The organism is Geomicrobium sp. JCM 19038 (assembly GCF_000698125.1).
In the GTDB taxonomy this organism is placed as follows: domain Bacteria; phylum Bacillota; class Bacilli; order Bacillales; family Marinococcaceae; genus Geomicrobium_A.
In genome coordinates, this window is record NZ_BAXA01000009.1 from 1 (window position 1) to 25,528 (window position 25,528).

Genomic DNA, 25,528 nt, shown 5'->3' on the forward strand with positions numbered 1-25,528 from the left:
CCAGTGGCCCCAGTACTGCCCGTGGTACCAGTCGGTCCAGTGGTTCCGGTAGTACCGTGGAGCCAGTCGGTCCAGTGGTACCAGTACTGCCATTGGCACCAGTCGGTCCAGTGGCTCCAGTATTGCCATTGGCACCAGTAGTTCCAGTGGCCCCAGTCGATCCAGTGGCTCCAGTGATGCCCGTGGCCCAGTCGGTCCGATTGCTCCAGTACTGCCCGAAGCACCAGAAGGTCCAGTAATGCCAGTTGTGCCCGTAACGCCGGTAGGTCCGGTACTTCCAGTAGAGCCAGTAGCCCCCGTTGGACCGATAGTTCCAGTACTGCCGGTGGCCCAGTCGGTCCGGTGGCTCCAGTACTGCCTAGTGGCACCAGTAGGTCCAGTAATACCAGTATTGCCCGTAGCGCCGGTCGGTCCAGTGGTACCAGTACTGCCCGTAACACCAGTAGTTCCAGTGGCTCCAGTATTGCCGGTGGCCCCAGTCGGTCCAGTACTGCCCGTGGCCCCAGTCAGTCCAGTGGCTCCATTACTGCCTGTGGCACCAGTAGGTCCAGTAATACCAGTATTGCCCGTAGCGCCGGTCGGTCCAGTGCTCCGGTACTGCCAGTGGCCCCAGTCGGTCCAGTGCTTCCGGTAGAGCCAGTAACCCCCGTTGGACCGATAGTTCCAGTAGTGCCGGTGGAGCCGGTAGGCCCAGTGGCTCCAGTATTGCCGGTGGCTCCGGTAGGTCCGGTGGAGCCAGTCGGTCCAGTGGTACCAGTATTGCCCGAAGCACCAGTAGGTCCATTACTACCAGTATTGCCAGTAACGCCGGTAGGTCCGGTGATACCAGTATTGCCTGTGGCTCCGGTAGGTCCGGTGGAGCCAGTCAGTCCTGTGGCTCCAGTGCTGCCCATAACACCAGTATTGCCTGTGGCTCCGGTAATACCAGTGGCCCCAGTCGATCCAGTGCTGCCAGTGGCGCCGATCGGTCCAGTAGGTCCAGTAATACCAGTGCTGCCCGAAGCGCCGGTAGATCCTGTGGCTCCAGTGCTTCCGGTAGAGCCAGTAACCCCCGTTGGACCGATTGTTCCAGTGGCCCCAGTCGGTCCTGTAGGGAGAATAATGCCAGTAGTCCCTGTAATCCAATTCCATGGTGGAAAAGAAGCACCTGTTGGCACGCCGATTATATAGTTATTAATCTCAATAAAAGGATGGCCACTTGCTCGGTGACTTCGATAACGGTTATATAAATGATGATGGTTGGAATGCCTTCTCATATACAAGTCAGCACCTCCCTATTTATAACTTTATAGATGGTGTATGCAACGAGTGGAGAAAATGTTTTCTTGCTAATTTTCTAACAAAAGTTTAATCTGTAGACAAATGTTTAAAGAAGGGAGTGTTGTTCATAGTGAAAGAAAAAGAACGATTGGTTATCGATCAGATTAGAAGAAATCCGTATGTTACCCAAAATGAACTTGCGAATGAGTTGCAACTTTCTCGATCGGCGGTGGCAGGATACATTTCTTCATTGATAAAAAAAGGCATCATCGTTGGAAGAGCGTATGTGTTGCCGGAAGAAGGTACAATTACTTGTATTGGAGGAGCGAATATCGATCGGAAAGCTTCGCTCAAAAGTAACTTTCAGAAAAATACATCTAATCCCGTTTCCACAACCCAAGCATTAGGCGGTGTGGCAAGAAATATTGCTGAATCATTAGGTCGTCTAAGCGTTCCTGTGACACTACTAACCGTTATCGGTGACGACCAAGAAGGCATTTGGCTATTAGACAAAACAACGCCTTATGTTGATACGAGTCACGTGCTCAAGTTACCTGGTAAGAACACAGGAAGTTATACGGCAGTCTTAGACGACAGTGGTGATATGATCGTTGCATTTGCTGACATGGACATCTGTGAAGACGTTGAAGTGAACTTTGTTCGAGATAAGTGGAGTGTCATCCGTTCATCTAAGCACGTGTTGCTGGATACGAATTTTTCTACAGAAGTTATTGAGGAAATTATTCGAAGCTGTAAAGAAGATCAAGTACCATTATGCATTGCACCAGTATCCGCACCAAAGATCAAGCAATTACCTGAAGATTTAAACGGTGTAACTTATCTCGTATGCAATTATGGTGAAGCGATCGAATTAATCGGGCATAAAGGTGATGGTTACGAACAATTAGCCGATGGGATCTTAAACAAAGGTGTAGAAAATGTCGTCATTACTGATGGGAAAAACGGAATCTATTATAAACAAAAGCAAGGGACCACCAACCATTTGGAAGCGGCAGAGGTTCATGTTACAGATGCGACAGGTGCAGGGGATGCGTTTGTAGCAGGATTGCTTTATGCATTAAATGAAGATAAAACGCTCGAAGAGGCTTGTCATGTTGGTATGAATTGTTCAGCGCTAACGTTATCAACATATGAAACGGTATCCTCTCGATTGAATGTTACGAATCTTGTGAAACGAAAAATGAATCTAGTTGAGGAGTTGGAAATATTATGAAAACAGCCATTGTCATATCAGCCGAAGTTAAGGAAGCATTGGAACAGGGTAAGCCAGTTGTTGCACTTGAATCAACGATTATTTCTCACGGCATGCCTTACCCTAAAAATGTCGAAACAGCATTGGAAGTAGAAGGACTCATTCGCGCTGAAGGCGCAGTTCCAGCTACAATTGCAATCATATCTGGAGAAATTCGTGTTGGGTTATTGAAAGAAGATATTGAATTTTTAGGTAAGAGCAAAGAGATCGAGAAAGTAACGAGACGCGATCTTCCTTACGTCGTAGCACAGAAAAAACACGGTGCAACGACTGTAGCAGGAACAATGATCTGTGCGAATTTAGCTGGAATTTCTGTGTTTGCAACTGGGGGAATTGGTGGCGTTCATCGCGGCGCAGAAGTCACGATGGATGTTTCAGCTGATCTTGAGGAACTTGCCAAAACGAATGTCGCTGTCGTCTGTTCTGGCGCAAAGTCCATTCTTGATATCGGCTTAACACGTGAATACTTAGAAACAAACGGAGTGCCAGTCATCGGTTTTAAGACGTCTGAATTGCCAGCATTTTATACGAGAACTAGTCCACACGCAGTTGATTACCGGATGGAACATACAGAAGAAGTTGCTCGATTTATGCACACTAAATGGACCTTGAGTTAAACGGTGGGGTTGTTGTTGCGAATCCAATTCCTGAACACGCAGCACTTTCAGAAGCCTATATAAGTCAAATTATCGAGCAAGCGTTAGAAGAAGCAAAAGCTCACGACATCCAAGGAAAAGATGTCACGCCGTATCTTTTAGATCGATTGAAGACGTTAACGGATGGGAAGAGTTTAGAAGCGAACATCGAACTCGTTAAACATAATGCAAAGGTGGCAGCACGTCTTGCCGTACATTACCAGGCAGAATCGATTGACAAGAAAGAAGTTACCCACGTATACTAAGCCTAATTATGAAAAAGGAGGATGGTTATAGAATGTTTTTACCTAGACTGCGTTTCCCGAATTTGAACTCGTAATTGCATACGTTCAAAGGCTCTGCTTATGGCAGAGTACACGGGATAAGTCTGTCATTTTATAACATCTTCTACGTATGAGAAGGGCGGATTATTTCTGCCCTTCTTTTTGTTATGGTTAAAAACTACAGGCTCTCCTCTTACTTTGCCTGAGCGGTGCAAAGATTAAGGGAGGAAGTTTTAAAATGGAACAAGTTCAATTAGAAATGAATCAAGTTACACTCACATTTGGTGATCGCCAAGTGTTAGATATTGAAAGTTTACGAGTTCACCAATTGGACCGAATCGGTATTGTTGGCAAAAATGGTAGTGGGAAAAGTTCATTACTAAAATTACTTGAAGGCAGTTTAAGACCTACAACAGGTCACGTGAAAAAGCATATCGAATTCGGCTATTATGAACAATTGTCAGCGCCTAAAGTAGATGTGCATCAATTAGATGGAGAATTAAGTAGTCGTTTAGCAGTGCCGATGGATGCTGGTGAACAGATGAGCGGAGGAGAAGAAACTCGCACGAAACTCGCCGCATTATTATCAACCTATTATGAAGGCATGCTTCTAGATGAACCGACAACGCATCTAGATCAAGCAGGGATTGATTTTGTCATGGAGGAGCTTTCCTATTATTATGGAACACTCCTACTCATCAGCCATGACCGACGTGTTCTAGACGAACTCGTCACGAAAGTGTGGGAAATTGACGATGGAAAGGTAACGGAATACGTTGGGAATTACAGTCAATATGTTGAGACAAAAGATGAAGAACGACAAAAGCAACGAGAAGAACATGACCATTATGTAAAAGAACGAGATCGACTACACAAGGCGGTTGAAGATAAAAAGAAACACGCACAAAAAGTAGGGAAAGGTAGTAAAGGCCAGCCGAACGCGAATCGGATGTTCATGACAAAAGATAAAGGCACGTCTCAAAAAGGCATCATGAAATCAGCCAAAGCGATGGAACAACGTCTTGAACAGATGGAGAAGATCCAAGCTCCAGACATTATGCAACCCATCGTTTTTCATAAACCAAAAGCGTTAGAGCTTCATAATCGTATTCCGATCATGACTGATCGAGCAACAATTAAAATTGCCGATCGTTTGCTCATTGAGAATGTGAGTCTGCAACTGCCATTAGGTAAGACGATTGCTTTTACAGGTCATAATGGTAGTGGTAAGTCGACGTTGCTTGATTATATCGTGAACGGCCAAGAAGGGATTACAAGGTCACCAAAAGTAAAGTTTGGTGTGTTCAAGCAAAAGGACTTTCGGTTTACTAAAGAGATGTCTGTGTATGGTTGGATGAAAGAACGTAGTGAACAATCAGAGAAGACGATTCGTGCTGTTCTATCTTCAATGCAGTTCTCCGGAAATGATTTAAAGAAATCAGTCCAGGATTTAAGTGGTGGTGAAGCGATACGGCTTGTGCTAAGCCAGCTGTTTCTTGGAAATTATAATGTGTTAGTACTTGATGAACCTACGAACTTTTGGATATCCAAAGTGTCGAAGCGTTAGAGAGCGTGATTCAGGCATATGAAGGAACGATTCTTCTCGTTTCTCATGACCGAGAATTCATTCAAAGAGTTGGGGATGTTGAGTATAAGATCGTAAATCAAATGCTACAAGAACAATAAGTAAAATGAGCCGCAATCTTTGATTGCGGCTCATTTTCTGTTCAGGCATGGTACCCTATAGGAAATCATTATGAGGGAGAATGACAGATGACCATTCAATCGTTAGCTGTTGGGCGACCGCAATTGTTATCGTCAAAGCAAGATCGAACCATATCAACGGGAATTAAGAAAACATCGATTAAAGAAGTGGAATTAGAGTACGCTGGTTTTCAACATGATGAAGTCGGAAATAAGAAGAATCACGGAGGAGTAGATCGAGCAGTCTGTTTTTATCCCTATGAACATTATGCGATGTGGGAACGTGAACACGGGGAGCGATTACCGTTCCCAGCATTCGGTGAGAACCTTACGGTTTCGACGATGCTTGAATCAGACGTTTGTATTGGTGATGTTTATCAAATTGGTGAGGCAGTTGTAGAAATTAGTCAAGGCAGGGTTCCTTGTGCGACGATAAATCTTTACACGTCGTCTTCCCAGTTGCTCGCTCGATTTGTAGAAACGGGTTACACAGGGTATTTCGGAAGAGTGTTACAACGAGGGAAGGTTACTGACCAATCATGCATTACTTTACTAAAAAGAGACCCATCTGACGTAAGTGTGCTACACGCGATCCAGACGTTATTTCTTGGGGAAGACGTGGCTGAAATGAGAAGAATTCAATCGATACCGAGTCTATCTGAGGAATGGAAGAATCGCTTTGAAAAAAAATTGGTGAAGAAGTCGTAACCCATGTCAATGCAATGTTTACCATCTTGGTTAGTTTAGCTATTTTTGCGTACGCTAAGCGAAAGAGGTGAATAATGTGAAGCATTTACGGCTAGACTGGCCTGTCTTTTTGATTAGTGGGGGCGTGCTCTTAGCATTTGTGATCGCTGCACTCATTAATGCAGAGGGTGTTAGCCAGTTTGTTGATGTTACGTTTGCATGGTCGTCAGAGTTTTTCGGCGCTTATTGGCAGATTCTCATGTTGCTAACGTTTCTGATTGCGATTTTTATGAGTGTGATGGATTTAGGAAAAGTTCGTCTCGGTGATCGTGATCATCCTGAGATCTCAACGTTTAAATGGCTTGCAATGGTCATGACGACGTTGTTAGCGGGCGGAGGTGTGTTTTGGGCGGCGGCAGAACCAATGTATCATTACCTTGATACACCACCGTTATTTACTACGAATGATGCTTCGGCATCGGCGTTACACGCAGGTCTCGCTCAAGGGTTTTTACATTGGGGTTTTCTTGCTTGGTCAATGATTGGGACATTAGGTGTCGTCGTTTTGATGTACGCAAAAGAAAAAGGTCTACCGCTAAAGCCACGAACGTTACTTTATCCAATCATGGGTGATAAAGTTATGCAAACAAATAGTGTAATTGGTGCCATTGCTGACATAACTTCAATCATTGCGGCTTGTGCTGGTACGATTGGTCCAATCGGTTTTTTAGGGCTTCAAGCAGGCTATGGATTGAGTTCAATCTTTGGGTTGCCTGATACGTTTGTTGTTCAAGTGAGTATGATTTTTGTGCTAGTTGGTATTGCAACGATCTCAGCGGCTACTGGAATTTACAAAGGCATTCAATGGTTAAGTCGTTTTAATATTGTATTTACCGTAGTATTGGCGATTTTTATATTATTGTTAGGACCTACAGGATTTATCTTTGATCATTTTATTAGTGGATATGGGGCTTATTTGCAGAATTTCTTTTCAATGAGTTTATATCGAGGAGATGAGGCTTGGTTATCAGGTTGGACCATTTTCTTTTGGGGATGGTTTATTGGATACGGTCCGATTATGGCAGTATTCATTAGTCGAATTTCTGATGGTCGTTCAATTCGTGAGCTTTTTCTAAGCGTGGCATTTTTGGCACCGATAGTAACCAACTTTTGGTTTACTGTTGTTGGTGGGACAGGCCTTTACTTTGAAACGCAAAACCCTGGATCTGTAAGTGATGTATTAAATGAAGGTGGGCTTCCTGCTTCCATTTTTGCGATTGTTCAACAATTACCTTTTGCATTTTGGTTCGCAATCGCTTTTATCATCGTTACTTGTGTGTTTGTTGCAACTACGGCAGATACGATTGCCTATACGATCTCCATGATTATTACTGGACAACATACACCACCAAGAAGTGTGCGGATGTTTTGGGCAATTATATTTGGTGCGGTAGCAGCTGTATTATTGTGGATCGGTCAAGGAACGGTGGATGCGTTACAATCCTTTATCGTCGTCACCGCCGTGCCCGTATCACTGCTTATGTTAACAACACTTTGGACGGCACCCCAAACGGCGAAAAAGTTACTAAAAGAGAAACACCGACGAATGTAGTGGAGGATGAAAGTACATACTTTGTACTTTCATCCTTTTGTATGGTCAGGAGGAAAGTAATAGTTGCAAACAAGAACATATGCACATCCAAAATTAACAGAATAATGAGATGATAAAGACAAATAGGGAGGGTTGTCTAGTGAAAAAGTTTTATATGCTAGTTGGGGCAGCTGCATTTTTGAGCGCCCCTTCACTTACGGATGCACAAACGGAGCAAGTTCCTGAAGCGAATGATGAAGAGTCTCGAATACTCTATGTTGATTCAGAAGAATCATTGCAACAACATGCCCGAACATCGCGAGCGGATCATGAACGATTAGCCGAGCGTTTTCTTGTCGATCATGTTGAAACGTTCGGCATTGAAAATCCTAAAGATGAGTTAACGGTCGTAGATAAAACGACGGATGAATATGGAATGACACACATTACTTATCAACAGACAATGAACGGATTTCCTGTTGAAGGTCATAATTTAATCGTTCACTTTGACGCGAATGGAACGATTAGCAGTGTGAACGGAAACTATCATGATGGTAGTGTGCAGGCGGTTAAAAGCATTTCAATAGATGATAAAGAAGCTGTAGAAATAGCTAAGGATTATGTGAACGCCCCAAATCAGCTGGAGTATGAGCCAACCGCAGAACTTGTTATCTATCCGATGGGCGATGAAGCTGTAACCGTTCAAAAAGTAAACGTTAACTTTATGGGGAATGATCCAGGAACTGTTCGTTTTTATTGATGTTGCAAGTGGCGATGTTGTAGATGCATACAACACAATTGGGCATTTAGCAGAAGATGCAGGCTTAGATGAGGAACAAGTAGACATTGTCGCGCAACCATCACCAACACTACTTGAAACGGCTGTGAACGCACAAGCTTTGCCAGAAGATATTGATCGCTCTGATTTTGGTCCGATGCACGGTTCTGGATTTGGGGTTCATGGAGACTACCGAGTATTGAATTTGGTCTATAAAATTTCAGATATTCCTCAAGGAACATTTAAATTATTTGATTGGACAAGGCCAGACTTTGAAGGAATCTATACGTATGATATGAAAAACCAATTCCAGTCTTCTTCATTTAGTCTACCAGGTGATCCGTTCACAAATAACACAGCTGGTTTTAATTCGACGTATGATGCGCCAGGAGTCGATGCCCATTATAACTCCACAAAAGTCTATGAGTACTTCCTTGAAGAACATGATCGAAATTCGCTGGATGACGAAGGGACAGCGCTCATCTCATCAGCGAATTATGGAGACAATTTTAATAACGCGTTCTGGAACGGTCGTCAAATGGCTTATGGAAACGGTGATGGTCAACAATTTATTCCATTATCAGCAGGGTTAGACGTTGCTGCTCATGAAATCTCACACGGTGTGATTACGAACACAGCAGGTCTACTTTACCGCTTTGAGTCAGGTGCGGTAAATGAATCAATCGCTGATATTTTCGGGGTGCTCGTCGATACGTCTAGTTGGGACATCGGAGACAACATTATCGGTGAAGCGTGGTTAAATGAGGGAAGAACAGCGCTTCGTAGTCTTGAAGAACCTGGGAAGTTCCCAGTAAATGCGAATTACGTTGAGTATGGGGATGGTAGTGGTGTGTTTCCAGCACATATGGACGAGTTTTATGATATGCCTTTGAATGTTGATAACGGAGGCGTTCATGTAAACTCATCGATTATTAACCATGCGGCATATTTAATTGGAGATGAAGTAGGAAGAGAGGCACTTGGCAACATCGTCTATCGAGCGTTAACGGTATACTTAACTCCAATCTCGAACTTCTCAGACACTCGTTTTGCATTTATCCAATCGGCAATTGATATTTACGGTGAAGGCAGTGATGAAGTCGATGCGACGGTTGACGCGTTTGATGGCGTAGGGATTTATGAATAGAATTGATCAACAGCTCCCTCTATATGAGGGAGCTGTTGGGTCTTTTAAACGTCTTAATTACTTAACAATGAAGGTGCTGTGGTGTTGTATGCTGGAATTTTAGCATAGGTTGAAGAAATTTCATTAAGATCCCGATATACATCACTGTGAATGCATAATGGGTTAGAAACCTAGCGTACGTTCGGATTCATCCCACCATTCACCCCGTTCGCTTTTTCGTTTTTCTTTTTTGATCGTTTCAATCGTTTGCTTTATGTTTAGTGTTCCTTCATTGTGCCACTCAATGGCGGAACTCATGAACAGTTCTTTAATTTGTGCAAATGAGAAACCATCCGTTAATAAAGTAACCTGGTTCACGTCAATGCTTTTGTCTAACATTGGGAATCCAATTTGTTGAATGTATTGCTTTCGTAACGCTTCTGGAGGGGCAGTGATTTCATATCCACGATCAAAGCGGCCAGCACGATTAACAAGGCCAGGATCAATCTTTTCAGGATAATTTGTAGTGCCGATCAGGAAAATCCCTTCCTTAGATGTAGCCCCATCTAATGTATTGAGAAAATAAGAACGAGTATGGTCTGGCAGTGAGTCAATGTCTTCAATAACGAGAATCATCGGAGCTAACTTCTGTGCAGTTTCAAACACTTCTTGTATGGAATCACTTGAAGTAAACTCGGTAATTTGCCAGTAGGCTACAGGCGCATCAACACTATTGGCAATCGACTTCACGAGAGTGGTTTTTCCGTTTCCAGGCGGTCCATACAACAAAATGCCTCGTTTATAAGGAACGTTGTATGTCTCAAAAAACGATCGATCCGCTTGGAAAAACTGATCAAGAGAGCGATAGATCTCTCGTTTAATGGAGTTTTCCAAAATCACTTCATCTCGAGTTACATCTTTTGAGATGGCTTGATATTCTTGTGATAAACCTTCATCACTATCTTTTAGTAAGAGAATTTCATGTTTACTTTTGTTCCACATTCTTTCGCGAACCGTTGTTAGAAATGCAGACATTGCCTCCTGACTACTTGCAAAGACCGCATGCATATAGAAAACAGAAGCTTCACTGAAAATTGGAATTTGCGCAAAAGCAACCCCGGAGCTATGATAAGCAAACACTTGATTCGCATAGGCGCGATGTACGCGGTACTTAGGAATTTGCGCACCTTCTTCATACTCAAACGTATACTCACCAAGGTGTTCAAAAATTTGTGCAACATGCGTGAGTTCATCGCTTTCACTTTTGACATCTTCTTCAAAGATTGTCCATAGATCAAAAATATGTTCATCAACTTGAAACGCTGAGTAACGCGTTTCAAACGTTTCTTCTAACGTGTTAGTAATTGTTGATAATAATTTAGCAAGAGGAGCATAGCCGTTTACTTCTGTATTATGCTCATCCACATAGGGATAAATCGTCTTCATTTTTTTCTTGTTTTCCTTCCATAATCTATGATTATAAAGCTTATTTATTTTATATAGAAAAGACAGAAAAGTCTAGTTCCTTAATAAAAAGATAATAAAACAGAATATTTGATATAATGTAGGTGTATTTAAATCTGCTACATAGAGGGGGAGTAGGTCTATTCATGAAGCGGTGAAAGTAACCCAATCACTTGTTAGAATTCCGTCTGAGAATCCTACCGGTAATGAGCGTGAATGCGCACAATATGTGGAGCGCTACTTGAAAGACTTAAATGGAATAACGGTGCAAGTACAATCAATAGAGGATCAACGGTGGAACGTTATTGCAACGTGTAAAGGCTCTGAATCTTCCTTGCGTCCACTTGTGATTCTCGCTCATATGGATACCGTGCCAGTAGAAGGAACATGGTCACAACAACCATTTGGTGCAGAGATTAGTGACGGCAGATTGTACGGACGTGGTGCTTGTGATATGAAGAGTGGACTAGCCTCAGCCCTCGTTGCATTTAAAAATGTCGTCCAACAATCGCAACCGAAGCGAGATTTGTATCTAGCAATCACGGTCGATGAAGAGGGACCATTTATGAAAGGCGCTGTAGCCTTAGTTGAAGAAAAGGTCATTCCTACGAATGCAGAACTACTTGTGACTGAACCGACAAGCAATACGATTGCTGTCGCTCATAAGGGAACGATTTGGTATGAACTATTGATTACCGGAAAAAGCGCTCACGGAGGTCATGCTGTTGTTGGTATTGATGCAGGACATGTGGCGGCAGAAAGCATTATTCAGCTAAAGAAAAATGTTGCTAATCTTCCATATGATCATGAACGTTTTGGTAAGCCGACGCTCTCCGTTGGGACGATTAATGGGGAGAGAAGACGAATATGGTGGTGGGTCTGTACGAATCGAATTGGATTTTCGCTTAGTCGCTCCGATGACACAAGAAGAAGCAGATGAACTGGTTGACCGATCTTTACAAGCAGCCTGCAGTAAATTCGAAGGAGCAAGTTACCGCGTGAATCACTACGGTTATCCGAGACCGCCAATTGATTCGACTCTTGAATCAGATCTGTTAGAGCGACTGGAAGGCGCATATGAGACGACATTGAAAGAATCGGCCACTCATACTGGTTTTCCTGCGTACACGGATGCTTCGATGATCGCTTTAAAAACAGGCAATCGAGATTTGCTCGTTTTTGGTCCGGCTAACTTAGAACAGGCACATCGTATCGATGAATATGTAGAGGTTCAACAAATTGAAGATTGTGTGAACGTGCTAGAAGAGTTCATGAAAACATGAAACGAAGGTACCATTCGCAACGTAGAACGTGGTAGAATTTAAGGCGTATATGTTTTTGGAGGTGGGGGAATGGGGAAACGAGCGTTTCTATTTATATTAACGAATATTCTCGTGATGACGACAATCTTTATCGTTTGGACGTTAATCACAACATTTACACCAGTGGGCGGTATGTATGCAGACGGCCAACTCGTGTTATCAAGTTTACTCGTATTTAGTTTACTGTTTGGTTTTGGTGGATCATTTATTTCACTAGCCATGTCACGTTGGGTCGCAAAGAAAATGATGAAAGTACGTGTACTTGACCCAGATGACAATTTAAATCAATATGAACGCCATATTGTTGAGAAAGTGCACCGTCTTTCTCGTGCTGCAGGGCTCGCGCACATGCCAGAAGTCGGGATTTACCATTCAAAAGAAGTCAATGCTTTTGCAACTGGACCATCAAAGAAGCGTTCACTCGTTGCTGTATCATCAGGCCTTCTTGAAACGATGGATGATGACGCCGTTGAAGGAGTCATCGCTCACGAAGTCGCACACATCGATAATGGCGACATGGTAACGATGACGCTCTTGCAAGGAATTGTGAACGCAATTGTTATTTTTGCTGCACGAGTTGTAGCTTTTGTTGTATCACGTTTCGTTCGTGAAGAAATGGCAGGTATCGTGAACTTTATTCTGATCTTTGTCTTACAAATTCTCTTCTCGATTTTAGGAAGTCTTGTCGTAAATGCTTACTCAAGACACCGTGAGTACCATGCGGATAACGGTGGAGCAGACCTTGCAGGAAAAGACAAGATGATTCACGCGCTACGTTCTTTACAACACTACGTAGATCGAGCAACAGTCAATGATCATCGTGACGACTCAGCAGTCCAAACGATGAAAATCAGCGGTGGCGGTGGTATGATGCGCCTATTCTCCACACACCCTGACTTAAGCGATCGCATCGCAAGCTTAGAGCGTAAATAATGAACGCCCTTTAAGGTTATTTTGACCTTAAAGGGCGCTTTTTGTTTGTGTAAGGAATGATTGAAAATATCTCCTTAACCCTAATCCACTTCACGTTTAGTGAGAGTTACGAACTTTTGTAAAGCGCTGTCCAAATGTTGTTCCTTGCGATGTACAAAGATCATTTGGACGTTGGCATGTGATTCTGGAATGCCATAAATGGAGACAGGGCGATCGAATTTGTGGGAATCAACAAGAGAGATCGGAGCAATGGAAAAGCCAAGCCCCGCGTTTACACAGTTCAATATGGATTCCATCGTGTTAAACTCCATAATTCGTTTTGGATAGATCCTTCGTCTTCTAACCAACTCTCGAGACGTTCGCGATACAGGTCGTTCGGGCGGGTTAACAAGGTTTTATCACGAACATCGTGTACTTGAATCGGCTCACTTGAGAACAAGACGAGCTTTTCAGTAAACACTGGCGTACTGACGAGGTCGGGGTGTTCGATTGGACCGACCATGAATGCACCATCTAGTTGATAATTGAACAAGTCTTCTAATAAGAACGCCGTTCGCTCAACGCGTAGGGAGAGCTCCACATCCGGGTATTTTTTGCTATAGGAAGCAAGTAATTGTGGCAACTTACTCGATGCTGTCGTTTCATTCGTGCCAATTCGTAAATGACCGAACGGTAATTCATCGTCCATCAGTGCATGACGAGTCTCATCAATGAGGTGAAAAATCTGTTCGGCATAATCAAGTAACTGCCTTCCTTTAGGTGTCAATGTCATTCCTTTTGAATGTCGGTAAAACAATGGTGTCTGGAATTCTTCTTCAAGCTTTTTAATACGAGCGGTAATGTTGGATTGGACGTAATTTAGCACTTCCGCTGTTTTTGTTGTGTTTTCTTCGTAAGCAAGCGTAACAAAAATTCGCAAGTCCTTTAGCTCCATAATAATCTCCTATCATTCAAAATGATCGATGTTATTCACTTTTAATTATTTTTAATGATGGCTGTCCTCATCTATACTATAACTAGAGCAAAAATAAAAGGAGCTATGATAAACCCATGTGGTTAATTCAAGAGTTAGGTATGAGAGAAAGCCATAACGCTAAGTACTATCAGTTCATTGAAGACAATTTAAGGCGGTATGAAAACAACGAGCCGATGCTTATGATGAACGTTAACGATATTAGTGCTGATACGTCCATTTTGTTGGATCGTTGGTCTGAAATAAAGCAACAAATTAAGCATATGGATGGCGTGGAAGACAGAATTGCACTTCTAAAAAGCTATCTGAATGAAACAACGCAGAGCAAAAGTTTGAAAGAACTTCTTAAGCTAATTGAAAATGATCGAGAGAACCTTAAAAAAATGAATGAAGATCAAAAAACAATTGACGCCCTTGAAGAACTTCAACAAACCATCACATCTCTACGCAAATTACACCTCGTCTAATCCTTAGCATTAATGATACACTTTTGTTAGAATAAACCTAGTATATAGTTTATCAATATACTAGGAGGCTTATGATGAATGTCATGTCTGTTACTGATATGATTGAAGGATTTCAAGCAATACTCCCAGATCACTTATCAATAGCCATAACCGATGGCGATAAATATATGTATTATCGACCGAGCAAGACCATTGATTTAAAGATTGAGCCCGGTGATCTTATTAAAGAAGACACCGTTACCCATAAAGCGTTAACGATCAAAAAGAAAACGGCTGAATATGTTTCAGCACAAGTATTAGGTGTTCCGTATTACGGGATTTCAACGCCTCTATTCTCCGATCATCGCCTCATTGGATGCATCACTCTTATATCAGAGTCGGTCCAGTCACATTATCAGTCTAATTTTCTAACCGTGATGAATCAAAATTGTTGGTATCCAGTTCCGCACGATGATATTACTGTCATAGAAGCAAACAGTCGTAGAACTTGGGTACACACAAGGTCACGTGTTGGTACGAATAAATTCAATTTATCACAATTAGAAGCCATACTCCCGCACGATACGTTTTACCGCTGTCATCGGTCTTACCTCATTAATATCCTTCAAATCAAAGAAATTCAACCCGAGTCACATTCAACATTTACGCTAATCATGAATGACGATACTGTCGTTCCGGTCAGTCAGTCGTACGCAAGTCACTTTCGAGAGATGCTTGCCTTCTAAAAAAATGAAAGCAAGCTCTCGCTTGTGTTTTTTAGGCTGCCCTGAACACTGATTCATGTCGTAATTTTGCTGGCTCATCCAACATCTAAGCCCTTTCATACAGAATTGAATGTTCAGCATAACAGGCATTGATACACTAAATAGAAAAAGAAATGAGGGTCTTATTATGAACACACAAGACAAACTGCGAAACCCCCATTTATCGGAGAAAATCGTCACAGATCAAATCGCAGCAAGTTGGATTAAAGATGGTATGACACTTGGTCTTAGTGGTTTTACTCGTGCAGGAGACGCAAAAGCCGTACCAACCGCACTTGTAGAACGTGCGAAAGCTGAACCGATGAAAGTGAATGTTTTCACAGGTGCATCACTCGGTTCTGACATTGATAAGAAAATGGCAGAAGTTGATCTCGTGAACAAGCGCCTACCTTTCCAAGTCGATAAAACGATGCGAAACAAAATCAATACAGGTCAAATGTGGTTTATTGATCAACATCTATCGCATACTGCTGAAGCGTTAAGACAAGAGGTGTTTGGTGAGATTGATTTTGCGATCATAGAAGCGATTGCAATCACTGAAGATAACCGGATTATACCAACAACTTCAGTCGGTAACTCTGCAGCGTTTGTGAACCATGCCAAAGAAGTGATCGTTGAAATTAATACCGCTCAACCAGCTGCGTTGGAAGGAATGCATGACATTTATGAACTTGGTGAGCAAGGGTCCCGTGTGCCAATCCCATTAACGGATTCGTCTGATCGCATTGGTGAGACAGGGATTGCTGTAGATCCAGACAAGATCCGAGGGATTGTCTTCACAAACCAAGAAGACTCACCTTCTACGGTTACACCACCAGATGAAGATACAGAGAAGATTGCCAACCATCTCATCGCATTCCTTGAAAAAGAAAACGATGAAGGCAGATTACCGAAGACGCTAGCTCCCCTTCAATCTGGAATCGGGACTGTTGCGAACGCTGTATTTAGTGGTTTGAAGAATTCACGTTTTACAGACCTTGAGGTTTACTCAGAGGTTCTTCAAGATTCCGTGTTTGATCTTTTAGATGCAGGAAAAGTAAAAATGGCTTCGGGCTGTTCCATTACACTATCCGAAGATAAAATGAACGATGTGTTCCCACGTCTTGACGATTACAAAGATCGCCTCGTTCTAAGAGCGCAAGAGCTATCGAATCACCCAGAAGTGATCCGTCGTTTAGGGTTGATCTCAATTAATACTGCAGTGGAAGCTGATATTTACGGCAACGTGAATTCCACACACGTTCAAGGTACGAAAATGATGAACGGTATTGGTGGCTCAGGTGATTTCGCACGAAATGCCAGACTCGGTATCTTTGTCACAAAATCGATTGCGAAAAACGGTGACATTTCAAGCATCGTACCGTTTGTTTCCCATGTAGACCATACGGAACATGATGTGGATGTACTGATCACTGAACATGGACTAGCAGATCTTCGTGGACAAGCGCCGAAAGAACGTGCGAAAGAAATTATTACAAACTGTGCGGATCCATTGTATAAAGAGCAGTTGCTCAGTTACTTTGAACGAGCAATCGAACAGGTTGGTGGGCATACCCCACATCTACTTCAAGAAGCGTTTGCTTGGTATAAGAACTTTGACGAGCATGGAACGATGCGTGAACGTGAACTTGTCATGAATTAATATATAAAAGCTCGAAGGCTAGACTGCCTCTCGAGCTTTTTCTAATTTATGAATGATACCAAGCTTTTTTTAACATTTGAATGCCTTCTTCAATCGTTTCTTCTGATAAGCCAGCAAATCCGAGCAACACTTGTGAAGTAGCTGGTTTCTCGTTTGCATAATAAATTGAAGTTGGGTACACCGCTACCCCGAGTGACTCTGCTCGACGAATCAATTCTTCTTCACTTAGCGGGAGGTTTGGCTCTACGATGACATGAAGCCCCGAGTCATTACCGGAAACGTGAAGATCTGGCATGTGCGTTTTAAGTGCGCGAAGTAGTGTCTGTTGTCTTGATTTATAGCGTGTTTTCGTACGATTAAGATGGCGCCACCAATCGCCACTTTCCATAAAGCATTCGAGCGTGTATTGATGGAACCTAGAGACGGTTTGTTGTAAATGAGTAAAGTTCTCTGAATAATGACTGAGCAATCTTTGTGGCAAGACAGCATACGAAATTCGAGCAGCAGGTGTCAATGATTTAGCAAACGTTCCAAGGTAGATGACGTGTTCATGATGGTCAATGCCTTGCAGCGCAGGGATCGGCAGTCCGACATAGCGGAACTCACCATCATAATCATCTTCAATGATATATCCGTCTACATTCTTCGCCCACTCTAACAATTCATTCCTTCGAGATAACGGCATTAATACACCAGTTGGGAATTGATGGGATGGTGTCACATAGACGACGTTTGCATTGGACTCATACAACTTGTCCACCCGAATCCCTTGGTCGTTAAGGGGAATAGGAGATAAGGAGACCCCGGCATGTTGAAACGTTTCACGAATCCGATTATATCCGGGGTCTTCCATCGCATAAGAATCCTTAGTGCCAATTAGTTTACATAACAATTCAATCAGATATTGGGTTCCTGCGCCCACAACAATCTGTTCGGGGAGACATCGTACCCCACGAGATTGATAAATATAATGAGCAATTTCCTTACGTAAGCCAATTTCTCCTTGATGATCACCATAGAGAAAAAGATCTCCATTTTCACGATGGATGCTCTCAAGTGTGTACTTGCGCCACTGTTTATAAGGGAAATGTTCTAGATCGACTTCTCCGTATCGAAAGTTAAAACGAGCCGGAGTTACGGTAGCCGATGTTTCCTCGGTTCGGAAGATGCCTTGCTTTGGTTCGGGAAAAAACAAATCTTGATTTAATGGAACGACAAATAATCCTTTTCGTTCAATGCCTTTGACATAGCCTTCAGCACTTAATTGTTGATAGGCAATGTCGACGGTATTGCGACTCACATTTAAATGCTTTGCGAGTTGTCGTTGTGACGGTAATTTCGTATGGGCAGGTAAGTGACCTTTTTGGATTTCTAAGCGAATACTTTTATACAGCTGGATGTAGAGGGGATCACTTCCTTTTTGGACATTCGGTGTAAATTCAATCATGATTGTTCCCCATTTCTCGTGTGGCACCTTTAAAAAGATGAAGGTTGGGTCTTTAAACAGGTGCAAAGCTTTTGTACACTAAGCTTACAGAAAAAACGATCAATTGAGAACAGTGTGAAGGGAGAACGTTGTTATGTATGTACCGAAACATTTTCAAATGGCCGATCGAGAAGACGTGTATGAACTCATCACTAAACATAGCTTTGCAACGCTCGTTTCAACAAATGATGAAGTACCGTTTGCGACACATTTACCGCTATCTTTGTCAGATGATCAACAGTATTTAGTCGGTCATTTTGCACGAAAAAATCCGCAGTGGCAAGGGTTAGAAGGACAGCGAGTATTAGCAATTTTTCAAGGTCCCCACTGTTACATTTCTCCAACATGGTACGAAACCGGACAAGCCGTTCCAACGTGGAATTATATGGTGGCACATGTGACAGGAACGTTTGAATTTGTTTCTGACGAAGTGTTGCATCAATCACTCGCAGAACTTGTTGCGAATTATGAAGACAAAGAGAGTCCTTATTTGTATGAAAAACAAGATCCCGAGTTTTTGAATAACATGTCCAAAGGCGTTGTAGGTTTTCAAATAAAGATTGATCAGCTTGTTGGTAAGGCAAAGCTATCTCAAAATCATCCTGAAGAACGAAAGCGCCTTGTTATTGATCAGTTAGAAAAACAACCGAGTGATGATGAACGACAAATTGCCACGTACATGCGTCAGCATAACGATCTTTAAAGGAGTCATTTATGGGAAGAGCGATAACAATTGAGAAGAACCATAAAGCATGGGCACATGAGTATATCGTTGAAAAAATAAAAATTGAACAAAACATAAAAGGACATTTTAAAGCGATTGAACATATCGGCAGTACAGCAATTCCAGGTCTTGGAGCTAAGCCAATCATTGATATGATGATTGGTGTCGACGATTTAGAGGAAGTTCATAAAATGAATGAGCCGCTTGCTGCAATCGGCTATACACACGTTTATCATCAAGAGTTTCCAAACCGTCGTTTCTTTAGAAAAGGAGAATGGCGTAAAGGCACACACCATCTTCATGTTTACACATACAACGGTACTGAATGGGTTGCAAGGCAACAATTCAGAGACTACCTAATCGCTCATAAAGAAGAGAGAAGGGCGTACGAAACGTTAAAACGTTCATTAGCTGAGCGTTATCGTAATGATGTTGTGTCTTATACAAATGCCAAGGAACCATTTATTCAAGAGATTATGGCTAAAATAGCTTATGAGGAGAGTTTGTAATGGCAGATGTTGCAACGATCTATTTACGCATAGTTAAAGAGAGGTTCCAAAGTGTGAAGGTACTCGGTGATCGAACGTTTGACCAATGTACAGAGGAAGATTTACATTGGTCAATGGATAAAAACTCAAATAGTATGGCAACGATCGTACAACATATGAGCGGAAACATGTTGTCGAGATGGACGGATTTTCTAACGACCGATGGTGAAAAACAAACGCGAAACCGAGACGAGGAATTCGAAAGGAAGCGCGAGACAAAAACTTCATTACTAGAGCGGTGGGAAAGAGGCTGGCGTGTGTTATTTCAAACACTTGAGGAGCTTCAACCAGAAAATGTCGAGCAAAGCGTAACAATTCGAAGCGAAGAACACCTCGTAATGGAAGCGATTGAACGCCAAGTGGCCCACTATTCTTACCATGTCGGACAAATCGTTTACATAGGAAAAATGATCAAACGTGAGCAATGGGACAGTTTAAGTATACCGAAGGGTCAGTCAATCAATTACTTAGAAGAAATGCAAAATAAGCATGGATCAGAAAGAAAAAGGTAGCTCATTGTAGCTATCTTTTTTAAATTAGCAAAAATTGGGTAAAGGAAGGTATGAATGTACGTCCTTAAAACGCGGTAGTTAGCCATTCATTTCTTTATTGGAGGATCAATCGTACTGCTCGCTTCAATTGTTTTACACATTGGTCTTATTTTAATTAATGCAATTTTCATTAGTAATTCTGTTGATGCAGTCGGAGCACAGCAAATCATCGATTCGACATGGAATCAATTTGGGAATTTGATGACTGGATCAATCGTGTTATTTGCATTTGGTAGTGTCTGTATGTTGGGAGGCGTAGTTATAGAAATCATTGATTGTGTAAGAACGTAGGGAATTGGGTGCATGACTCTCAAGTAAATGATTAAAGCACATGACGGATGTATTGCTCCTTTTCAAAGCTTCTAAGCCCAGAACATTCTCATTTGCATTTATCTTATAAAATGAAAGGGTAGTCGAGATTAGGAGGTTGAGTGAATGAGTGATTCAAGTAGTAATACGAGTCGTACAATCGCGCTGTTTGATTGTGATTATCATAAGTTTGATGAGCACTTAGAATTTTATACCGCGCTTGGTTTTGATATTGTGTATTATCAAAAGGCTCCTTATCGGTATGCGTCAGTGAAGATGGGTGGTCTTACGGAGATCGGTTTCTATGGTGCGCGGAACGATCGTGAAGGCATTAACCGTGGTGGGTGTTACGTTGACGTTCCAGATGTACGTGAAGTTTATGAACAATTGCGTGCCAATCTCAAAGCCTATTACGGACGAATTCCAGTTAAAGGGACGCCTCGAATCTCTCGACTGAACAAAACGGCCGAAGATTGGCGTGTAAACATTACAGATCTTAATGAGAATACGATCATCATCGGTGAGAGCTTAGGCGATTCAACAACATTAATGCAACGAGAAGAGGCCCGTGTAAAAGCCTTACAGTCGAAGTTTGAGAAGCTTTACGCCTCTGCGTACCGTTTTGCATACTCCAAAGAAGATTATTTTGCCGCCCGCAATACGTTAGAAGTTGCGTTTAATAAGTATGTGAATGATGGGTCGGACGAATATGTCGTAAAAGCGAGAGTGTTGCAAGCAGAAGTTTTTGATGCTTTAAATCAACGTGATCGAGCGATAGAAGCAATAACATTGGCTAAAGAAATTGTTGTGTCAGAACTTGAACAAGCTGCACTCAGAACAACGTATGAGCGATTGAGAGAGCTGGAGCAAGAAGACATCTAGGTTTAGATGTCTTTTTACTAAGGTACAATTTTCCCCGTTGTATGGCCTCGCATTGTCTCCCTATCAAAAAAGAGATATAGTGTGGAGAGGAATAATGGAGGATTCATATGGTACGTTTTTATCTTAGTTCGTTTTTCGTATACTTGCTGATCGTCATCTTATTAGTTGCATTTGGTGCCCCGTGGTTTGTAGCGGTTGGTTTTCTATTTTTAGCTGGATTGCAGCTTTTTCATTTTTTCGATTATCGGAAGCAACAATCTAAAGCGTCTAAAAGCCGCTAAGGTCTACTGTGTTTAGGGTAGAAAGATGTCGAGAAAATAGAGAAACAATTTAAATTCCAAAAAATGCTAGACAAATGAAAGCGCTATCATCTACAATGAAGTTGGGTAGAACAACAATCGTGGTTGTTTCGGCACTTGGCGTAGGCGGGGCCAGTGCTATGTAGGCAATGCTTAGGCATTGTCTTTTTATTTAGCCTCATAGGTCGCACTTTAGGCTGAGCGTTTAGAGATCAACTTCTTCCCAGCTCTTTACATACGTGCGTTTTGTTTCTAAGCGAAGCGTGGCACCTTCTCGTAATGGTGCACTGGCTGTGAACGTGACTTCACGCTCTTCGCCGTCTTCAGTGGATCCTGTCAACGTGTATTCCACTCGGCCGCTTCCAAGTTCTTCACCTTCACCCTCCACGATCACGTATACATCTTCTTCTGGTACAAAAGGGTTTAGTTGATCGGCAAATTCATGTTGAACGAGCATCGTAAATAAGAAGATAAGTCCTACGGTTGCTGTTACGATCGTCAAAATTATAATCAGTGCTTTACGCATTTAATCACCTCTGTGATCAGTCTAATGCGCGGGCGAATAAGGAACCATTGCTTTCCCTTTCATGACTCTTACAAAGTTGTACGAATCCATACCGTTAGCAGGAAACTTCGACAGCACTATCGAAGTTAATACATAGACGAAGAGTTAGTGAAAGGTGATTTTATGGCAAACCAAACATACTCCAAAGAGGTATTGCAACAACAAGTAAATGTGCTGGATTTGAAAGAAGTACCATCACTATTATTAAAAAATGTTACGTATTTGCATTCTTATTTACATACATGGATGAAAGGCAACATCTGGATTTACGGAGAGCGCATTGTGTACGTAGGTAAAGAAATCCCAGAGGATGCTTCGAATATTATGGATTGCTCAGACATGGTTGCTGTCCCCGGTTACATTGAACCTCATGCCCACCCATTCCAGTTGTATAATCCTGTTTCTCTTGCTCATCAAGCCGCTCAATTTGGGACGACGACGCTAATTTGTGATAATCTCTCATTTTTACTCGGATTATCAACTGAAGAAGCTCATCGTCTGTTAGACGAACTCCGTTCCTTGCCGAGCACGTTATTTTGGTGGAGTCGATTCGACGCACAGTCGCTGTTAAACGATGAAGCGTCAATGTTTACGGATGAGTCTGTGAAAACCTGGCTTGATCACCCTCTTGTCGTTCAAGGCGGAGAATTAACAGGCTGGCCCAGACTACTTCAAGGTGATGACAATATGCATGCGTGGGTGCGCTATGCAAAAGAAAACAAAAAGCGAATGGAAGGACACTTTCCTGGCGCATCAGAAAAAACATTAGCGAAACTGATGTTGTTAGGGGCTGAAAGCGATCACGAGGCGATGACTGCCGATGAAGTAATCACTCGACTTTCTCAAGGCTACTATGTGACGTTACGAGATTCATCAATTCGTCCAGATCTTGAAACGATTCTCGTACAATTACTAGATAAAGGGATCGATCGATTCGATCGATTATTTATGACGACGGATGGCTCACACCCGTTCTATTATGAACATGGAATGTCAAACGTCCTCATTAAAAAAGCCATTGATTTAGGGGTCCCAATTATTGATGCGTACCACATGGCGAGTGACAACATTGCTCGTTATTATGGCATGGATCATTCATATGGAAACATTGCAACCGGTCGGGTCGCTAACATCAATCTATTATCTAGCAAAGTAGAACCGACTCCTGTGCATGTAATCGCAAAAGGAACAGTGGTCCGTAACAACGAAGAAGACAGCAACATGCCAAAAATGCCGAGTCTGAAATTAGAATGGCAACTAACAGAAGAAGACTTTCAATTTGCAAGTCAAGCGGGAATGCATCTAGTCAACAACGTCATCGCGAAACCTTACGTATCCGAACAAGATTTATCAGTGAATCAACTATCACAAGAACAAGATGAATGCTTGCTCATGATGGTTGCAAGAGACGGGAGTTGGCGCTTAAATACGGTCGTAAAAGGTTTTGCACAGATTGATGGACTTGCTAGCTCCTATTCTGGAACTGGAGATGTGCTTCTCATCGGTAAATGCCGACAAAGTATGATTCGAGCATTTAATCGGGTGAAAGAACAAGCAGGTGGAATTGTAATCGTTCAAGGAGGAGAGATTCGTGCAGAGATTCAGTTGCCAATTTTTGGCAGCATGAGTCAAAAACCTTTTAATCAAGTCATTGCAGAGGAACGAGAAATCATTCAAACACTAAAAAACGCAGGATATGCGTTTCACGATCCTGCGTTTACGTTGCTTTTCTTAACAGCGACACATTTACCTTTCGTGCGCATTACGCAAAAAGGGTTAATCGACGTGAAAAATCAAGAAGTCATAATTTCTCCTGTAATAAGAAAAGGATTCTAGCGATGATGTAATTGCTGGATTTGCTGTTTTAATTCGTCATTTTGCATCATTAAGTCTTTGTTCTGTTCAATAATAATCTTATCATTTTGCTCAATAATGCGTTTGTTTTGATTCTGAATACGATAATTTTGTACATAGAATATAATGCAAAAGGTTAGAAAAATAAGTACGAGCATGGGCTATCGAACCTCCTAAAACAAATAAAGGTATAGTATAACAAATGTAAGGCTCTTTGTTGGAAAGATTGAGATATTTGTCGCTATTTGTCGAGTTCTAAAATTAAAAGAGCCGTCCCGATCACTTCATATGCTATAATTAAGACACGCATAGTAATGTATGAACGGGAACGGAGGTAAGGGTAATGAAGTATCCAAATTATATGATGCTCATTATGGCTTTATCTGCAGTGATGGCAATGGTCTATGATAGCGATGCATTTTACTCCATCTGGGCACTATCCATCTTTGTTTTTTCAGGGGCTTCAGCATTCTCGGTTCGTAATACAAAAAAGGTATTTTTATGGATTCCAATCGTCGTGTTATCGGTCGTTGGACTCGTTATCACATTTCTTTAATAGCAGGAACTGTTCTTATCAATAAGGGCAGTTCTTTTTTTATGATCTTTTAAACCCCCAACCGTTTTAAGAGGCTGGGGGTGTATTTACGTGATACTCTGTTCAATATCCTCCATGAGTAATTCCATGTCTTCATTGCCAAGGCCATCATAACTGCGAACGACTTGGCCTTGTTCATTAATTAGAAAAAAATTCGTCGTGTGGAGAATATCCGGATCTTCGGGATCATTTAAGACCGTAGATTGAAAAGAATTAAGCATCAAGTTTTCAATTTCTTTCTCGGAATATCCGGTTAAGAATTGCCAATTCGTTTCATCAACATCGTAACGATCCATATATTGAGTGAGTACGTCAGGAGTATCGTGATTGGGATCAACGGTAAAAGAGACGAATTGGAGATCAAGATTACGAGATTCAGCTTTCTCTTGGATTTCCACTAAATGTGGAGTCATGAGATTGCAAATGGTAGGGCAACTCGTAAAAATGACATTCGCGATCCAGTAGGAGCCCTCATAATCCTCATTAGAAATAACATCTTCGGATTGATTGATATATGAAAATGGTTCTACAGTTAAGTTCTGATTCGTTAGATCACGACCAATTAGATCTGATTCGTTTGACGATTGATACAACCAGTTGCAACCGCTGATCATGCAAATAGCGTACATACACTTAGCGTGTATACGAGTCGTTTCATCATTAAACTCACGCCTTTCGTGATGGAAATTACGAACTTACCTCATCAAAGATATACTCTGGTAAGTCAATATGAACAGTCGTACCGACGTGTAAGGTAGATTCAATGGTCAATACTCCGTGGTGTTTCTTGATGATTTCTTCGACAATGGCAA

At 42.0% G+C, this 25,528-nt stretch carries 25 protein-coding genes and 3 pseudogenes; 20 read left to right on the forward strand and 8 right to left on the reverse strand.

Features of this window, described 5'->3' with window-relative positions; genetic code table 11:
- Positions 1-1,151 (reverse strand): annotated as a pseudogene (locus JCM19038_RS25500) (collagen-like triple helix repeat-containing protein); the annotation flags it as partial.
- Between the two features lie 239 nt (positions 1,152-1,390).
- Here JCM19038_RS25500 and JCM19038_RS12040 point away from each other — a divergent pair.
- From JCM19038_RS12040 to JCM19038_RS12065, 7 genes and pseudogenes are all read left to right on the forward strand, one after another.
- Positions 1,391-2,494, forward strand: coding sequence for a carbohydrate kinase (locus tag JCM19038_RS12040; RefSeq protein ID WP_042418288.1), 1,104 nt, complete (start codon positions 1,391-1,393; stop codon positions 2,492-2,494).
- Positions 2,491-3,434: pseudogene (locus JCM19038_RS12045) on the forward strand (pseudouridine-5'-phosphate glycosidase). Before JCM19038_RS12040 ends, JCM19038_RS12045 begins: the two are co-directional and overlap by 4 nt.
- A gap of 256 nt (positions 3,435-3,690) precedes the next feature.
- Positions 3,691-5,019: a ribosomal protection-like ABC-F family protein gene (gene abc-f, locus JCM19038_RS12050; RefSeq protein ID WP_307190021.1), complete on the forward strand. Its 1,329-nt coding sequence runs from the start codon at positions 3,691-3,693 to the stop codon at positions 5,017-5,019.
- Between the two features lie 206 nt (positions 5,020-5,225).
- Positions 5,226-5,864, forward strand: coding sequence for an MOSC domain-containing protein (locus tag JCM19038_RS12055; protein WP_042418292.1), 639 nt, complete (start codon positions 5,226-5,228; stop codon positions 5,862-5,864).
- Positions 5,865-5,940: 76 nt separating this feature from the next.
- Positions 5,941-7,455 carry a BCCT family transporter gene (locus tag JCM19038_RS12060; RefSeq protein ID WP_307190022.1) on the forward strand — a complete coding sequence of 505 codons (1,515 nt, stop codon included), beginning with the start codon at positions 5,941-5,943 and terminating at the stop codon, positions 7,453-7,455.
- 139 nt (positions 7,456-7,594) lie between these two features.
- The gene (locus tag JCM19038_RS20925) at positions 7,595-8,194 is read left to right on the forward strand and encodes a hypothetical protein (RefSeq protein ID WP_052361561.1); all 600 of its coding nucleotides are present in this window, start codon (positions 7,595-7,597) and stop codon (positions 8,192-8,194) included.
- Positions 8,166-9,359 (forward strand): M4 family metallopeptidase, encoded by a 1,194-nt coding sequence (locus tag JCM19038_RS12065; RefSeq protein WP_052361562.1) that lies wholly within the window; start codon positions 8,166-8,168, stop codon positions 9,357-9,359. The genes JCM19038_RS20925 and JCM19038_RS12065 overlap by 29 nt, the downstream gene beginning before the upstream one ends.
- Positions 9,360-9,521: 162 nt before the next feature.
- On the opposite strand, the gene JCM19038_RS12070 is transcribed toward JCM19038_RS12065, so the two are convergent.
- Complete coding sequence (locus JCM19038_RS12070; protein WP_042418298.1) at positions 9,522-10,784, reverse strand: ATP-binding protein; 1,263 nt, start codon at positions 10,782-10,784, stop codon at positions 9,522-9,524.
- Between the two features lie 172 nt (positions 10,785-10,956).
- On the opposite strand from JCM19038_RS12070, the gene JCM19038_RS12075 reads away from it, so the two are divergent.
- The 3 genes from JCM19038_RS12075 to htpX all read left to right on the forward strand — a co-directional run bounded on the left by JCM19038_RS12075 (position 10,957) and on the right by htpX (position 13,057).
- Positions 10,957-11,742: a M20 family metallopeptidase gene (locus tag JCM19038_RS12075; protein WP_052361564.1), complete on the forward strand. Its 786-nt coding sequence runs from the start codon at positions 10,957-10,959 to the stop codon at positions 11,740-11,742.
- Positions 11,720-12,085: a M20/M25/M40 family metallo-hydrolase gene (locus tag JCM19038_RS12080; RefSeq protein WP_042418300.1), complete on the forward strand. Its 366-nt coding sequence runs from the start codon at positions 11,720-11,722 to the stop codon at positions 12,083-12,085. The genes JCM19038_RS12075 and JCM19038_RS12080 overlap by 23 nt, the downstream gene beginning before the upstream one ends.
- Before the next feature lie 69 nt (positions 12,086-12,154).
- The gene (gene htpX, locus JCM19038_RS12085; RefSeq protein WP_042418301.1) at positions 12,155-13,057 is read left to right on the forward strand and encodes a protease HtpX; all 903 of its coding nucleotides are present in this window, start codon (positions 12,155-12,157) and stop codon (positions 13,055-13,057) included.
- 80 nt (positions 13,058-13,137) lie between these two features.
- Here htpX and JCM19038_RS12090 read toward each other — a convergent pair.
- Positions 13,138-13,991 (reverse strand): annotated as a pseudogene (locus JCM19038_RS12090) (LysR family transcriptional regulator).
- A gap of 116 nt (positions 13,992-14,107) precedes the next feature.
- Here JCM19038_RS12090 and JCM19038_RS12095 point away from each other — a divergent pair.
- The 3 genes from JCM19038_RS12095 (at position 14,108) to JCM19038_RS12105 (ending at position 16,903) form a co-directional block, all read left to right on the forward strand.
- Entirely contained in the window at positions 14,108-14,497 is a 390-nt protein-coding gene (locus JCM19038_RS12095; RefSeq protein ID WP_042418304.1) for a hypothetical protein, read from the forward strand.
- Between the two features lie 74 nt (positions 14,498-14,571).
- Entirely contained in the window at positions 14,572-15,222 is a 651-nt protein-coding gene (locus JCM19038_RS12100) for a LytTR family DNA-binding domain-containing protein (RefSeq protein WP_042418307.1), read from the forward strand.
- Between the two features lie 166 nt (positions 15,223-15,388).
- Positions 15,389-16,903: an acetyl-CoA hydrolase/transferase family protein gene (locus JCM19038_RS12105; RefSeq protein WP_042418310.1), complete on the forward strand. Its 1,515-nt coding sequence runs from the start codon at positions 15,389-15,391 to the stop codon at positions 16,901-16,903.
- A gap of 46 nt (positions 16,904-16,949) precedes the next feature.
- Here the strand turns inward: JCM19038_RS12105 and JCM19038_RS12110 are convergent, their stop codons facing one another.
- On the reverse strand, positions 16,950-18,350 hold the full coding sequence (locus tag JCM19038_RS12110) for a PLP-dependent aminotransferase family protein (protein ID WP_042418312.1): 1,401 nt from the start codon (positions 18,348-18,350) through the stop codon (positions 16,950-16,952).
- 133 nt (positions 18,351-18,483) lie between these two features.
- Here JCM19038_RS12110 and JCM19038_RS12115 point away from each other — a divergent pair, with 133 nt between their 5' ends.
- From JCM19038_RS12115 to JCM19038_RS22870, 5 genes are all read left to right on the forward strand, one after another.
- Positions 18,484-19,092: an FMN-binding negative transcriptional regulator gene (locus JCM19038_RS12115; protein ID WP_042418315.1), complete on the forward strand. Its 609-nt coding sequence runs from the start codon at positions 18,484-18,486 to the stop codon at positions 19,090-19,092.
- An 11-nt stretch (positions 19,093-19,103) separates the two neighbouring features.
- Complete coding sequence (locus JCM19038_RS12120) at positions 19,104-19,622, forward strand: GrpB family protein (protein WP_042418318.1); 519 nt, start codon at positions 19,104-19,106, stop codon at positions 19,620-19,622.
- Positions 19,622-20,173, forward strand: coding sequence for a DUF1572 family protein (locus JCM19038_RS12125; RefSeq protein WP_042418321.1), 552 nt, complete (start codon positions 19,622-19,624; stop codon positions 20,171-20,173). The genes JCM19038_RS12120 and JCM19038_RS12125 overlap by 1 nt, the downstream gene beginning before the upstream one ends.
- Positions 20,174-20,647: 474 nt before the next feature.
- Entirely contained in the window at positions 20,648-21,403 is a 756-nt protein-coding gene (locus JCM19038_RS12130; RefSeq protein WP_042418324.1) for a hypothetical protein, read from the forward strand.
- A 107-nt stretch (positions 21,404-21,510) separates the two neighbouring features.
- The gene (locus JCM19038_RS22870; protein WP_193745118.1) at positions 21,511-21,684 is read left to right on the forward strand and encodes a hypothetical protein; all 174 of its coding nucleotides are present in this window, start codon (positions 21,511-21,513) and stop codon (positions 21,682-21,684) included.
- A 223-nt stretch (positions 21,685-21,907) separates the two neighbouring features.
- Here JCM19038_RS22870 and JCM19038_RS12135 read toward each other — a convergent pair whose 3' ends face one another.
- Positions 21,908-22,228 carry a YxeA family protein gene (locus JCM19038_RS12135; protein ID WP_042418327.1) on the reverse strand — a complete coding sequence of 107 codons (321 nt, stop codon included), beginning with the start codon at positions 22,226-22,228 and terminating at the stop codon, positions 21,908-21,910.
- 162 nt (positions 22,229-22,390) lie between these two features.
- Here JCM19038_RS12135 and JCM19038_RS12140 point away from each other — a divergent pair, with 162 nt between their 5' ends.
- On the forward strand, positions 22,391-24,103 hold the full coding sequence (locus tag JCM19038_RS12140) for an adenine deaminase C-terminal domain-containing protein (RefSeq protein WP_042418330.1): 1,713 nt from the start codon (positions 22,391-22,393) through the stop codon (positions 24,101-24,103).
- Here the strand turns inward: JCM19038_RS12140 and JCM19038_RS12145 are convergent.
- Positions 24,100-24,279, reverse strand: coding sequence for a hypothetical protein (locus tag JCM19038_RS12145; RefSeq protein WP_042418336.1), 180 nt, complete (start codon positions 24,277-24,279; stop codon positions 24,100-24,102). The genes JCM19038_RS12140 and JCM19038_RS12145 overlap by 4 nt on opposite strands.
- A gap of 185 nt (positions 24,280-24,464) precedes the next feature.
- Between JCM19038_RS12145 and JCM19038_RS12150 the strand changes: the two genes are divergently transcribed.
- A complete protein-coding gene (locus JCM19038_RS12150) occupies positions 24,465-24,677 on the forward strand; it encodes a hypothetical protein (RefSeq protein WP_042418339.1) in 213 nt (70 codons plus the stop codon).
- 86 nt (positions 24,678-24,763) lie between these two features.
- Here JCM19038_RS12150 and JCM19038_RS12155 read toward each other — a convergent pair whose 3' ends face one another.
- On the reverse strand, positions 24,764-25,330 hold the full coding sequence (locus JCM19038_RS12155; protein WP_193745119.1) for an SCO family protein: 567 nt from the start codon (positions 25,328-25,330) through the stop codon (positions 24,764-24,766).
- Positions 25,331-25,403: 73 nt separating this feature from the next.
- A complete protein-coding gene (locus tag JCM19038_RS25505; RefSeq protein ID WP_081831778.1) occupies positions 25,404-25,523 on the reverse strand; it encodes a hypothetical protein in 120 nt (39 codons plus the stop codon).
- Between the last annotated feature and the right edge of the window lie 5 nt (positions 25,524-25,528).

Bases quoted from the DNA above. Each gene is read 5' to 3' on its own strand.
- JCM19038_RS12110 (WP_042418312.1), bottom strand. From the start codon at position 18,350: ATGATTGAATTTACACCGAATGTCCAAAAAGGAAGTGATCCCCTCTAC.
- JCM19038_RS12105 (WP_042418310.1), top strand. From the start codon at position 15,389: ATGAACACACAAGACAAACTGCGAAACCCCCATTTATCGGAGAAAATC.
- htpX (WP_042418301.1), top strand. From the start codon at position 12,155: ATGGGGAAACGAGCGTTTCTATTTATATTAACGAATATTCTCGTGATG.
- JCM19038_RS12150 (WP_042418339.1), top strand. From the start codon at position 24,465: ATGAAGTATCCAAATTATATGATGCTCATTATGGCTTTATCTGCAGTG.
- JCM19038_RS12100 (WP_042418307.1), top strand. From the start codon at position 14,572: ATGAATGTCATGTCTGTTACTGATATGATTGAAGGATTTCAAGCAATA.
- JCM19038_RS12145 (WP_042418336.1), bottom strand. From the start codon at position 24,279: ATGCTCGTACTTATTTTTCTAACCTTTTGCATTATATTCTATGTACAA.
- JCM19038_RS12070 (WP_042418298.1), bottom strand. From the start codon at position 10,784: ATGAAGACGATTTATCCCTATGTGGATGAGCATAATACAGAAGTAAAC.
- JCM19038_RS12125 (WP_042418321.1), top strand. From the start codon at position 19,622: ATGGCAGATGTTGCAACGATCTATTTACGCATAGTTAAAGAGAGGTTC.
- JCM19038_RS12065 (WP_052361562.1), top strand. From the start codon at position 8,166: ATGATCCAGGAACTGTTCGTTTTTATTGATGTTGCAAGTGGCGATGTT.
- JCM19038_RS12055 (WP_042418292.1), top strand. From the start codon at position 5,226: ATGACCATTCAATCGTTAGCTGTTGGGCGACCGCAATTGTTATCGTCA.
- JCM19038_RS12135 (WP_042418327.1), bottom strand. From the start codon at position 22,228: ATGCGTAAAGCACTGATTATAATTTTGACGATCGTAACAGCAACCGTA.
- JCM19038_RS12095 (WP_042418304.1), top strand. From the start codon at position 14,108: ATGTGGTTAATTCAAGAGTTAGGTATGAGAGAAAGCCATAACGCTAAG.
- abc-f (WP_307190021.1), top strand. From the start codon at position 3,691: ATGGAACAAGTTCAATTAGAAATGAATCAAGTTACACTCACATTTGGT.
- JCM19038_RS12140 (WP_042418330.1), top strand. From the start codon at position 22,391: ATGGCAAACCAAACATACTCCAAAGAGGTATTGCAACAACAAGTAAAT.
- JCM19038_RS12155 (WP_193745119.1), bottom strand. From the start codon at position 25,330: ATGATCAGCGGTTGCAACTGGTTGTATCAATCGTCAAACGAATCAGAT.
- JCM19038_RS12115 (WP_042418315.1), top strand. From the start codon at position 18,484: ATGTATGTACCGAAACATTTTCAAATGGCCGATCGAGAAGACGTGTAT.
- JCM19038_RS22870 (WP_193745118.1), top strand. From the start codon at position 21,511: ATGGTACGTTTTTATCTTAGTTCGTTTTTCGTATACTTGCTGATCGTC.
- JCM19038_RS12130 (WP_042418324.1), top strand. From the start codon at position 20,648: ATGAGTGATTCAAGTAGTAATACGAGTCGTACAATCGCGCTGTTTGAT.
- JCM19038_RS12120 (WP_042418318.1), top strand. From the start codon at position 19,104: ATGGGAAGAGCGATAACAATTGAGAAGAACCATAAAGCATGGGCACAT.
- JCM19038_RS12080 (WP_042418300.1), top strand. From the start codon at position 11,720: ATGACACAAGAAGAAGCAGATGAACTGGTTGACCGATCTTTACAAGCA.